This window comes from Nostoc sp., assembly GCF_036919495.1.
Taxonomy (GTDB): domain Bacteria; phylum Cyanobacteriota; class Cyanobacteriia; order Cyanobacteriales; family Nostocaceae; genus Nostoc.
Map to the genome: position 1 here is coordinate 13720 of NZ_JBALBZ010000212.1, position 13616 is coordinate 27335.

Consider the following 13616-nt stretch of genomic DNA (forward strand, 5'->3'; position numbering starts at 1 on the left):
TCTTATTTACTCGCGTTTTCTATACAAAAGTGAGCACGATCAATACAAATTCTCAACTGTCTGGTTAATACCTGAATATGAGGTTCAACTAACATCGAGAAATGATCTCCTGAAACTTCAATAACCTGAATAGGTTGGCTACAACATTTGCCCCAACCTAGGAAAGGGTCATCAGTATGGAATTCTGGACTTTCAAAATCATGAATAATTTTCTCAGTAGCTCGTAAAAGAGTCATGGAGTGAGGATAAATCTGCGGGACATAATCTCGCATGGCTTGGACGTGAACTTTAAAAAGTTTGTAATAACTGAGAAAATCCTGAATCTCTGTGTCGCTAAAAATGAAATTTGCTTTTTCATTCACCAAATGAAATTGCTCATCTACTGGTAAATTTTGCAGTTCCTCAAAAGGAAGAGAAAAGTCTATATTATTGCTAGTTTTTATCGATTCAGCCATCCGGAGTAAGAATTTGGCATCGTCGTCTTCTCCTGGTTTGATGGTGATTTCTGGCAATATAGCATCGATCACAACTAACAAACCTACAGTTTGACCTTGCCTTTGCAATTGTTGCGCCATTTCAAAGGCAATGACACCACCGTAACAATGACCACCCAAAAAATAAGGTCCATTCGGTTGTACCTGACGAATTTCTTGGAGATAGCGAGCGGCTGTTTCCTCCACTGAAATGATTTCGGGTTCTTCTTCTTTAGGGATATCTTCTAAAGCATAAAAGGGATAGTCTTCACCCAATCTTCGAGACAAGTTGAAATAATTACGAATTCCTCCACCAGCGCCATGCATACAAAAGAAAGGCGTTCTGGAACCGGAAGCCTGAATTGCGACTAGAGGAGAGTTCGATTTCTCACGGGACGGCTCACTAATAATAGTTGCTAGTTTTTCAATTGTCGGTTTTTCAAAAAGAGTAGATAGGGGAAGATTATGTCCAAATCGGTCATAAATTTGCGCCATTAAGCGAACAGCTAAAAAGGAGTGACCACCGATGTCAAAAAAGTTATCTGTAACCCCAATTGGGTGATTATTCAGGAGATTTTCCCAAATCTTCACCAAAGCCAATTCTGTAAAATTCCGGGGAGCAACAAAAGATAGAATGGCATTGGCTCGGATAACCTCAGTGGTTGGAAGCGATGACTTGTCCACTTTGCCATTGGGTGTTAGGGGTATTGCATCCAATACAACAAAAGCAGCCGGGATCATATAATTCGGCAGCTTTTGTTGTAAGTAGGGCAACAACTCTTGCCCTATCTCTTGCAGGGGAGTCACTATATATGCAATCAGACGCTTTGAGCCTTGAGCATCATCGTGGGCAATGACAACACATTCTCGCACATTTGGATGTTGAGCGATCGCTGCGGCAATTTCCCCCAGTTCTACTCGAAAGCCACGAATTTTTACTTGGTCATCACGGCGACCTAAATACTCAAGATTGCCATCGTTAAGATAACGTACCAAGTCGCCAGTTTTGTAAAGTTTGCTTTCTGGGACAAAGGGATTATTAATAAAACGTTCTTGAGTTAATTCAGCACGATGTAAATATCCCCTTGCTAATCCATCGCCACCAACATAAAGTTCACCAAAAACTCCTACAGGAGTTGGTTTTAAATAACTATCTAGTACATAAACTTGAGTATTATCAATAGGGCGACCAATAGGAACGCTAGTTAATTTTTCTGGCAATAAGCTGGCGTCGTAGGAAGTGACATTAGCAGAAATTTCTGATGAGCCATAAAGGTTAATTAATTTGGCAGATGGCAGCAGTTTTCGGAAATTTTTAGCCAAATCAACAGATAGTGCTTCACCACTGGTTATCCAAAGTTTTAGATGCGATAAATTTTTAATCAGATGACTGTAGTTATCTAGAAGTAAGCGCAGTAGTGAGGGTACTAGTACTATCCGCGTAACTTTTTGATGTGTCAAACTTTCTATAAACAATTGTGGGTCTTTGACAATTGCATCCGGAATAATTACAGTCGGAATTCCTTGAAGTAATGGTGCAAAAATCTCCCATACTGAATCTACAAAACTAATAGCTGTTTTCTGGCAACAAATCTCCCCTTTGGTGAAGAGATAAGTTTTCCATAGCCAGTGCAAGCCATTGACTGTACCACGATGAGTTCCAAGAACACCTTTAGGATTGCCAGTAGAACCAGAAGTATAGATAATATAAGCTAAGTTATCAGCTTTCGACGTGTTAATGGGGTTTTCCTGGCTTTCTTGAATAATTTCGCCTTTGTGGATGTCTAGGGAAAGAGTTTTGACTAAAGATGCAGGTAGCCTTTCTAATATCTTTTGTTGACTGATTAACAGCGATGCTTGAGAATCAAAAAGCATGAAACTAAGGCGTTCCACTGGATAACTTGGATCGAGGGGAATGTAAGCACCACCAGCTTTGAGAATAGCCAGAATCCCCACAACCATTTCTACAGATCGTTCTAGACAAATTGCAACAAGACTTTCTTGAGTTATCCCCTGTTTTTGTAAATAATGGGCTAGCTGATTAACCCGATGATTAAGTTGCCGATAAGTTAGTTGTTCTGATTGACTAATTAATGCTAATTCATCAGGTGTTAACTTTACTTGCTGCTCAAATAATTGATGGAGAGACGCATTTTGAGGATAATCTGTGTGAGTTTGATTCCACTCGAATAATAGTTGCGATCGCTCTTTAGCAGTTAATGGTGATAATTCGGAAATCCGCTGCTCTGGATTGGCAACAATGCTTTCTAATAAAGTTTGAAAATTACTGATAAATCGGGTGATTGTTACTGAATCAAAAATGTCCGTATTGTACTCCAAAAACCCTGTTAATCCCTGTTGGGATTCGGACATCGATACAAAAATATCCAACTGAGCCGTACCGCTATCGAACTGCAAAGTACGCAAGGTTAAACCAGAAACTTCCTGTACAGACATTGGTGTATTTTGCAGGACAAACATCACTTCATAAAGTGGATTCCGGCTTAAGTCGCGCTCTGGTTGCAATTCTTCTACAAGTTTCTCAAAAGGCAAATCTTGATGTGCATAAGCATTAAGAGTCACCTCACGGACTCGATGTAAGAATTCACGGAAGCTAGGATTACCACTAAGGTTATTACGCAACACCAAAGTATTGACAAATAAACCCAGCATTCCTTCTAATTCCGTTCGGTTGCGATTAGCAATTGGAGAACCAACTAGGATGTCTTTTTGATTTGTATAGCAGTACAGTAATGTATTAAATCCTGCCACCAAAGTCATAAATAAAGTTACATCTTCGCGCTGGCTGATTTGATTAAGCGCATCTGTTAAGGTTTTAGAAAACGTGAAGTATTGCTTGGCACCAGTAAAAGTAGCAACGGCAGGATGCGGACGATCTGTAGGCAATTGTAGTAAAGGTAATTCGCCGCTTAGTAGTTGTTTCCAGTAATTGAATTGGGTTTCTAGTAATTCACCTTGTAAGCGATCGCGCTGCCAAACTGCAAAATCTGCATACTGAATAGGAAGTTCAGGTAAAGGAGACGGCTGATTTGTGGAAAAAGCTGCATACAGCGTCGCCAACTCTTGTAAGAATACACCAACAGACCATCCATCCGTAATAATGTGGTGCATCGTCAAAAGGAAAATGTGTTCTTCCTTACCCAAGCGCAGTAAAGTTGCTCTGACTAAAGGCCCTTTAGCTAAATTGAAGGGTTTCTTGCTCTCAATAGCTGCAAGTTGTTTAACCTCTCCTTCCCAATCTTTGCCAGATAAATGCTCAAGGTTAATACTTGGCAAGTCCCAATTTAATTCCGGTGCAATCTCCTGCACTGGTTGTCCATTGACAGTTGTAAAATTTGTGCGCCAGACTTCATGACGCTTGAGGATTTCATTAAGACTTTGCTGAAGTGCTGTTATATTCAGTAGTCCCTTTAAATGAAATGCACTCGAAATGTTGTAGAAGGAACTACCTTGATAAAGTTGGTCAATAAACCACAATCTTTGTTGAGAGAAAGACAAGGGAATATTCTGGTAGGTTTGATGTCTAGGAATTGTATCACCTGAAAATTTTCCCTTCTTCCATTTCTCTAAGAGAGCTTTTTTTTTCGTTGATAAATTAGAGTATTGTTTATCCATTGTTAAGAGTCATTTAATATTTTTTCAGTTGATAGTTATGCTGTTTAATATCAAATTCTATGAAATGTAATGTAACGCCGAGTCGCAGATAATTATTAAAATTGATTAGGGAATATCATTACCTAAAAGAAGTGCCACCTCATCTTCTGATAATTCTTCGATTTTTTCAAAGAGAAGTTGCTCGATCATTTCTGCTTGTTTAGCTGGGATCATCGCTTGCAGTAAAAGGTCGCGTAGAGGTAACTCTACAGGAAACTTTGCTCGTAATCGAGAAACTAATTGGGTAGCGATGAGGGAATCTCCTCCCAATTCATAGAAATTGTCATAAATACCAACTTCTGTAATCGCCAAAACTTCTTGCCAGATTTCCACAATTTGTTTTTCTAACTCGTTAGTCGGAGCAACATAGGAATTACTGAGGTTAGGTCTAGAATAGCGTGAGGATGAGTCTAATTGATTGGAAAATTTTGCGTTTGTGATCGAGTCGCCGTTAAATGTGCGATCAGGAAGCATACGCGATGCGTATTCGTACCTGGCTTTAATATCTAAAGTAGAAACAACAACCTGAGTTCCCTCTGCTAAAGAAAATACCCTTTTAAAGACTTCTATACTTTCTGTCTCGGTGATTGCTAATTCTACCCCAGATGTCTGTGTGAGTATTTTTTCTTCTTGGGTTGCATTCAGTTGCAATTTATCCAAATTTATGATTTTCCAGGGCAAATAGCTAGTTTGGTTATGTCTTTGAGTAAAAGTATCTATTAGTTGGTTAACTCCTGAATATAATGCTAACCCGAATCCTCCAATAACGGAAGATAAAGAAGAAAGAATAATACAAAAATCTAATTTTTGATTTTGTAATACTTTTTCTAAAATAGTTATTTTATGAATTTGAGTGTCAAGTAACTTTTCTAACTCTGTTTTCTGAATTTGTGCTATTGAGCAAGATATATTTTCGCGCGTTATTCCAACTGAAGAGATTACTCCATGAATTTGACCAATATTGTCTAATCCTAAAATCCGGTGCATTTGTTCATAGTTAGTTGGATCTGTACGCATGACCACAACTTTTGCACCTAATTCTTCTAATGCTAATATTTTTTGAATTTTTCGACTTACTTCATCTTTCTGACCGTGAGTTTCAAGCCATTGCAAGTATTCATCATTTTCAGGGAAAGTAGAATCTTCAATGAATATAAGTTTCGCTTGGAGAGTTTTTGCCAAATACTCAGCCAGCACAACTGCAAAACTTTCGAGTCCACCTGGAAACAGGTAAACACCTTCTTTTCTCAATATATTTTTGTCTGCAACTGCTGATAAATGTACTGAATCAAATGTTTGTATCCAACGGTAGCGATCGCGATAAGCAACAACCAAATCAGGCGACAAAGCTATAAACTCATTTATAATCTGGTCTACAATATGACTATCAAAATCTCCTCCTCCTCTCTCTGCGTTCTCTGCGCCTCTGCGGTTCGTTAAAACAAAATCTAAATTTCGGCAACTAATATTAGGATATTCTTGAGGAATAACCTTACATAACCCTAACACCGTTGCTTTCTCTGGGTCGAGAGTTTCGTTACCGTTAACTTCTTGGATTTGGTTCGATATAACCCAGATTTGCAAGCGATGCTTTTGGCAAGCCGCTAAGGCGTCTACGCTAATTTTCTCCTTACCAATAGTTTGAGTTAAAAACAACAAACTTTGAAATACTAAATATTTACTTAATTGACGATTTCCAAAAGTATTCAGACTCCATAAATAAGCAATGTTTTGGGGAATCCTACCCAGTAAAATCAGTTCTTTAAATAAAACATCATAGTCATCGCGGTTTTGCGGATTAATAGTGTATACACCCTCACGCAATTTGCGAAACTCTTGTCCCTTCTCTACAACAATTACATTTTTGTCATGCTGTTCCAGTCTGTTAATTAACTGGACACCTACTCCACAGTCATCAACAAATAGTAGCCATTCCTTGTCAAAAGACTCTGCACGAGATGGGGAGGTTAAATGAGGTAGCAAAGAACGTTTCCATGAGGGGATATAAAACCAGTCAGCAATGTCTTGTTTTTTATCTAAAGTTATATTGCTACTTGAAGAAAGTGATGGTGATTTTGCATCAATCCAATATCGTTGACGTTCAAAAGGATAAGTAGGTAAAGGCAGACGATGGCGGCGTTCGTGAGTATAAAATCCTGACCAATCTATTTCTACACCAGCCAACCACACCCGACCTAATGTCTGCAACAAAAAGCTAACATCGGATTGTTGTTCTTTAGCATGGCGTAAACAAGTCAGCACAAGTTGTTTGGCATCAGGTTTGAGATGCTGGGTTGTTAATGTACTTAACGTTCGTCCCGGTCCCACCTCCAAGAAAACACCTTCAAATTGCTCTAAGAGTTGCGATATCCCAGCAGAAAATTGCACAGTTTGCCGCAGATGTTGACTCCAATAGTTAGGACTTGTGGCTTGTTGGTCAGTAATCCAACTACCAGTGACATTGGATATGAAGCGAATCTGCGGCGGGTTGAGTTTGACTTTGTTCACAGCCTGGACAAATGCTTCTAACATCGGTTGCATCATCAGAGAATGAAATCCATGAGATGTATGCAACAGGCGAGATTCTATTCCTTTGGAGGATAATTGGTTTTGGAATGTAGCGATCGCTTCTACACTACCAGAAACCACACACGCAGATGGACTGTTAATCGCTGCGAGTTCCACCAATGGCTGTGCATCTAAAAGAAATTGTACATCTGTTGCTGGTAACGCAATTGCCAGCATACTCCCTTGAGGCAACTGTTGCATCAGTTTTCCTCTAGCTGCCACCACTTCTATTGCATCTTTTAGGGAAAACACACCTGCAATTGTGGCTGCAACATATTCTCCGATGCTGTGACCAATCATCGCTATCGGTTGCACTCCCCATTCCATCCACAATTGGGCAAGAGCATACTCTATAACAAATAGTGCTGGTTGGGTAATTGCTGTTTGTTGCAGTTGTTGTGTAGCAACTTCAATTTCTTGTTCTTTAGGGAAGAGTATTTGGCGAATATCAAGATTGAGCAATGGTTGGAGAATCTGGGCACAGATATCAACATATTTCCGGAATGTCGGTTCTACCTCATACAGTTCTCGTCCCATATGCACATATTGCGCCCCTTGCCCCGAAAACATGAAGATGACAGACTGTTCTCTATGCTCTTGGTGTACAGTAAAAACCCGTTTTTGATCCTGTATTTCCAAGGTAGTTACTGCATCCATAATATCTCGACATACCAACATTCGGCGATAGTTAAAAGCCTTGCGACCTACTTGTAATGTGTGAGCCACATTAGCTAAATTTATATCCAAATGCTGTTTTAAATATGCGACCATATTTGTAGTTGCAGTTTCAAGTGCCGAACTAGTTTTAGCTGATAATAACAGCACTTGCCAAGGTCTAGATTCTTCAAAATGTTTAATTTCAGGGGCTTCTTCCAGAATTACGTGGGCATTAGTTCCACCAAATCCCAAAGAACTAACTCCAGCCCGACGTGGAGTGTTTTTAGTTTTCCATTCGGTAAGTTTAGTGTTGACATAGAAGGGACTGTTAACAAAATCAATCTGAGGATTCGGAACTTCAAAATTTATGCTCGGAGGTATTTTTTTGTATTTTAATGCTAAGACAGTCTTGATGAGACTTGCTACACCAGATGCTGTATCTATATGTCCGATATTTGGTTTTACTGAACCGATAGAGCAGAAGCCATTTTTGTTAGTGAAGTTACGAAAAGCCTTAGTTAGCGCTGCGATTTCTACCGGATCGCCAGTAGCTGTTCCTGTTCCATGAGTTTCTATATACGAGATATCATCAGCATCTATTCCAGCATTTGCTAAAGCCTCTACGACTACTTCTGCTTGACCATCTACACTAGGTGCTGTATAACTAACTTTTAAAGAACCGTCGTTGTTGATTGCTGAACCTTTAATAACTGCATAAATGTAGTCTCTATCTGCGATCGCATTTTTTAATCTTTTTAAAACGACAATTCCCACCCCACTGCCAAAAATAGTACCTTGCGCTTTAGCATCAAAAGCTCGACAATGACCATCAGGCGAAAAAATTCCCCCTTCTTGATAAAAATAGCCTGACTTTTGTGGAACTTTGACTGTTACCCCACCCGCTAAAGCAATATCACACTCTTCATCCAGTAAACTTTTGCAGGCTAAATGTACAGCAACTAATGAAGTAGAGCAGTAAGTTTGGATACCGATACTTGGCCCTTTGAGATTTAATTTATATGAAATATTTGTAGTCAAAAAATCTTTGTTAAGAGAATATAAATTTGTTAAATTCGTTAAATTATAATTTTGATAAATATTGTGTAAAAAATAAGAGTTTGTGCTTATACCAGCATAAACACCAATCAATCCTTGATAAATTTCTGAGTCATATCCAGCCTTTTCCAGAGCTTCCCAAGCACACTCCATGAAAAGCCGATGTTGGGGGTCCATTATTTCAGCTTCTTTAGGGCTAAAACCAAAGAATCTAGCATCAAAACTCTCAATATCTTCCAGTACAGGTGCGGCTTTAACATAATTTGGGTTATTTAAAACAGTCTCTTCAAGATTTAAATCTAGTAAATCGTCATTGGATAAAAATGAAACAGACTCAACTCCATTTTGTAAATTATGCCAAAAATCATCAATATTTTTTGCCCCAGGAAACCGACCTGACATTCCAACTAATGCTATGTCTAAATCTATATTTTGTTCAATCTTTGCATTAATAGTCATATTTTTGTTAAATTAATTTAAAATTTAAATTATTTTAATCTTCTAGATTATTTTGTAGTTTTATCTGTCTTCTTTTTTGCCCTCGATTTAGCCTTTGTTCAAAATTATTTTTCTGAGATTCTTCAGGAAATAAAGTTTTGGACATAGAGTAGATATTCGGACATTCATAAAGTTTGGTTATAGAAACATTTAAATTAAATGCTTTATTTAGGTGAGAAATAACTTTAATACCGATAAGTGAATCACCACCTAATTCAAAGAAATTATCATAGGTTCCTATGCGTTCAATTCCCAAAATTGCTTGCCAAATGTCAACAAGCTTTTTCTCAATTTTATTGCTGGGTGCAACATAATCATTACTCAAATCTGGTCGGGGATATTTTGAATTTGATTCACTGAGATTTTCTAAAAATTCTAGTCCGTGTGTTTTGCGATCAAAACTATCCTGTTCTAGTGAATTGAGAAAATCAGACGGAGATACTAAAACTTGGGGTATTGTACTTCCTAGAATACGTGTCAATGCATTTATGCCCTCATCAGGTAATATTCCTTGTTTAAGATGTTCTGTACGCAACTCTTGAATTCGTTGTCCTACTGTTGTATTCACTGCCATCCCAACTTCTTGCCAAGCACCCCAATTTATACTTGTGATTAATCTGCCATCTTTTGAAGTATTACATTGAGCAAAGGCATCAAGAAAAGCATTCGCTCCACAATAATCTACCTGTCCAAATCCTCCGAGAATTGAATTCATGGATGATGCTAGGATAAAGAAATCCAATTGGATATCTTTAATAACAGAATCAAGAATTAATGTACCTTTGACTTTAGGTGCCAGAATACTTTCAGCTTCTTTGTAAGTTTTTCGCTGAATCACACCGCCTCCAGGAACTCCAGCAGTGTGGATAACACCATTTAGCTGACCAAATTTTGAATGAGTTTGAGCGATTGCATTTTGCATTTGTTCACTGTTAGTCACATCAGCACTCACTACCAACACTTCAGCACCCAACTGTTCCAGTGCTTGCACTTTCTGAATCTTGCGGCTGGTATTATTATTTTCATCGTGAGTCAGCAACCATTGTTCCCAATCGTCTCGGTTAGGCAAACCTGAACGTCCTATTAACAAAAGTTTTGCTTGTACAGTTCGAGCCAAGTATTCTGCTATAACAAGTCCAATACCTCCAAGTCCACCTGTAATTAGATAAACTCCCCTTTGCTTTAATCGTGGTTTTCCTATCTTTGCTGCATCAAAGCGCACTGGTTCAAAAGTTTGCACCCACCGATTAATCCCTCGGTAGGCAATTATTTTGTCAGAGGTGGCAACTGTCAATTCTGTTAGTAATTGTTCTATGATTTTTTCGGCTTGCCAACTTTCACTGATAGGAAGAATAATATCAATACTACGACAACTAATATTTGAGTATTCTTGAGATATAACTTTAATCGGACCAAGTAAAGTTGCTTTCTCTGGACAAAGTATTTCAGTTCCTGTGACTGATTGTAAGTTGTTAGAAATGACTGTGATTTCTAATTGCTCGATAGTTTCCTGTCTTCCTAAAGCTTGGGCAAGAAATAACAGACTATAAAATCCTGTTATTTGAGCTTGCTCAACTTTTTCCATTTCTAATTTTTGTTCATATATAGGTGTGACATTCCATATATGAACAATATTTTTGGGTAACTTCTGTTGTCCGATTAATTCCTTGATTAATGCATCATAATTATCAGGTTTTTCAGGATTAAGGATATATTCATACTCGTTTAACTTTGTGAATTCTGCACCAATATTTACAGTTATGACATAATGGTTTTGTTGTTCCAGTTGTTTGACTAAGTTACTACCTAAACCACACTCATCGATAAACACCAAAGTCCAAGATTTGTTAACTGCTAATTCTTCATGTGAGAACTGTACTGGTGGTAAAGATGGTTTCCAGAAAGGGATGTAGAACCAGTCAGCAATATCGGTTTTTTTGCTAGGTGATATTGGAGTAGGATGATCGTCAATTACCTGTTTCTTGGGTTCAATCCAATATCGTTGACGTTCAAAAGGATAAGTAGGCAAAGGCAGACGATGGCGGCGTTCGTGAGTATAAAATCCTGACCAATCTATTTCTACACCAGCCAACCACACCCGACCTAATGTCTGCAACAAAAAGCTAACATCGGATTGTTGTTCTTTAGCATGGCGTAAACAAGTCAGCACAAGTTGTTTGGCATCAGGTTTGAGATGCTGGGTTGTTAATGTACTTAACGTTCGTCCCGGTCCCACCTCCAAGAAAACACCTTCAAATTGCTCTAAGAGTTGCGATATCCCAGCAGAAAATTGCACAGTTTGCCGCAGATGTTGACTCCAATAGTTAGGACTTGTGGCTTGTTGGTCAGTAATCCAACTACCAGTGACATTGGATATGAAGCGAATCTGCGGCGGGTTGAGTTTGACTTTGTTCACAGCCTGGACAAATGCTTCTAACATCGGTTGCATCATCAGAGAATGAAATCCATGAGATGTATGCAACAGGCGAGATTCTATTCCTTTGGAGGATAATTGGTTTTGGAATGTAGCGATCGCTTCTACACTACCAGAAACCACACACGCAGATGGACTGTTAATCGCTGCGAGTTCCACCAATGGCTGTGCATCTAAAAGAAATTGTACATCTGTTGCTGGTAACGCAATTGCCAGCATACTCCCTTGAGGCAACTGTTGCATCAGTTTTCCTCTAGCTGCCACCACTTCTATTGCATCTTTTAGGGAAAACACACCTGCAATTGTGGCTGCAACATATTCTCCGATGCTGTGACCAATCATCGCTATCGGTTGCACTCCCCATTCCATCCACAATTGGGCAAGAGCATACTCTATAACAAATAGTGCTGGTTGGGTAATTGCTGTTTGTTGCAGTTGTTGTGTAGCAACTTCAATTTCTTGTTCTTTAGGGAAGAGTATTTGGCGAATATCAAGATTAAGCAATGGTTGGAGAATCTCGGCACAGATATCAACATATTTCCGGAATGTCGGTTCTACCTCGTACAGTTCTCGTCCCATATGCACATATTGCGCCCCTTGCCCAGAAAACATGAAGATGACGGGACGACGATTAGGTTTTTGGTAATGGGTGAAAACTTTTTGTGGATCTAAAGTAGTCAGCGCTTTTACTGCATCATTTAAATCACGACAAACTATCATCCGCCTCTGGTCAAAATCTCGACGACCTACTTGTAAAGTGTAAGCGACATCTGGCAGGATAATATCAGGATGTTGCTGGAAATAAGCAGCAAGATTAGCTGTGGTAGTTTCCAGCGCTGTACTAGTTTTGGCTGAAAGCAGCAACAACTGCCAAGGGCGGGAATCGCTTGCGGGCGTAACAACTGGAGCTTCTTCTAGAACAACATGGGCATTAGTCCCACCAATACCAAAAGAACTCACACCTGCGCGGCGAGGAGTTCCGTTGCTATTCCACTCTGATAACTTAGTATTGACGTAGAAGGGGCTGTTGGCGAAATCTATTTGGGGATTAGGCTGCTGAAAGTGCAAACTGGGGGGTATTTGTTTATCCTTCAGGGCTTGGACGGTTTTTATTAAGCCAGTTACACCAGCAGCAGTATTCAAATGTCCAATGTTGGTTTTCACTGATGCGATCGCACAAAAGCCTTTTTTGTTTGTGCTAGCACGAAAAGCCTGTGTTAAAGCTGCAATCTCAATAGGATCTCCTAAGGGAGTTCCAGTCCCATGTGTTTCTATATATGTAATAGTTTCCGGTTCAACTCCAGCTAAGGCCAGCGCCTCTAAAATGACTTCTTTTTGACCTTCAAGACTGGGAGCTGTGTAACCAACCTTCAGAGAACCATCGTTATTGACAGCCGAACCTTTAATTACCGCATGAATAAAGTCGCGATCGGCTATAGCATCCTCTAGCCGCTTCAGCACTACCACACCTAAACCATTACCGAAAACAGTTCCCTGTGCATCAGCATCAAAAGCTCTACAATGCCCATCAGGAGAGTTAATCCCTCCTTGTTGATATTGATACCCAACTTTTTGTGGCACTTTTATTGCTACGCCACCAGCTAGAACAATATCACTTTCACCATTCAGCAAACTTTGACAAGCCAAATGAACAGCTACCAACGATGTAGAACAGGTAGTTTGCACATTGATGCTTGGCCCTTTAAGATTCAATTTGTAGGAAATTTGTGTAGATAGGTGATCTTTATCATTTCCAATAGAAATTTGAAAATTGTCAACTGATTCTGACAAATTGCTGTGAGAATATAAATTAGATAATAAATAAGTACTTACAGCGACACCACCGAAAAGACCAATTCGACCACTGTAACTTTCCGAGTCATAGCCGGCATTTTCTAGAGCTTCCCAAACACATTCTAAGAAAAGACGATGTTGGGGATCTGTGATTTCTACTTCTGTAGGAGTAAAGCCAAAGAATGCAGCATCAAATAATTCTATGTCTTCTATGACAGCGCTTGCTTTAATATAATTGGGATCATTCAACACCTTAGAGTCGATGCCAGCAGATACTAGTTCTTCATTAGTGAAAAAAGAAATAGACTCTACACCATTTCTGATGTTTTGCCAAAATACATCCACGTTTTTCGCTCCCGGAAAACGTCCTGCCATACCGATAATAGCTATTTCGTCTTGCTCATTTAAGCTGTTAAAATTATCTAGCATTTTTCGTCAGCCCTGAATCTAAAAAGCTACCA

Annotated in this window: 3 protein-coding genes; all 3 read right to left on the reverse strand. The window is 39.1% G+C overall.

What is annotated here, in order from left to right; translation table 11 throughout:
- Positions 1 to 2: 2 nt before the first annotated feature.
- On the reverse strand, positions 3 to 4109 hold the full coding sequence (locus V7K25_RS30230; RefSeq protein WP_335163393.1) for a non-ribosomal peptide synthetase: 4107 nt from the start codon (positions 4107 to 4109) through the stop codon (positions 3 to 5).
- Positions 4110 to 4214: 105 nt separating this feature from the next.
- Positions 4215 to 8888, reverse strand: coding sequence for a type I polyketide synthase (locus tag V7K25_RS30235; RefSeq protein ID WP_335163395.1), 4674 nt, complete (start codon positions 8886 to 8888; stop codon positions 4215 to 4217).
- A gap of 34 nt (positions 8889 to 8922) precedes the next feature.
- On the reverse strand, positions 8923 to 13584 hold the full coding sequence (locus tag V7K25_RS30240) for a type I polyketide synthase (RefSeq protein WP_335163396.1): 4662 nt from the start codon (positions 13582 to 13584) through the stop codon (positions 8923 to 8925).
- Between the last annotated feature and the right edge of the window lie 32 nt (positions 13585 to 13616).

What these genes read in the sequence shown, in the direction of transcription:
- V7K25_RS30230 (WP_335163393.1), bottom strand. Translation starts at nt 4,109, where the DNA reads ATGGATAAACAATACTCTAATTTATCAACGAAAAAAAAAGCTCTCTTA.
- V7K25_RS30235 (WP_335163395.1), bottom strand. Translation starts at nt 8,888, where the DNA reads ATGACTATTAATGCAAAGATTGAACAAAATATAGATTTAGACATAGCA.
- V7K25_RS30240 (WP_335163396.1), bottom strand. Translation starts at nt 13,584, where the DNA reads ATGCTAGATAATTTTAACAGCTTAAATGAGCAAGACGAAATAGCTATT.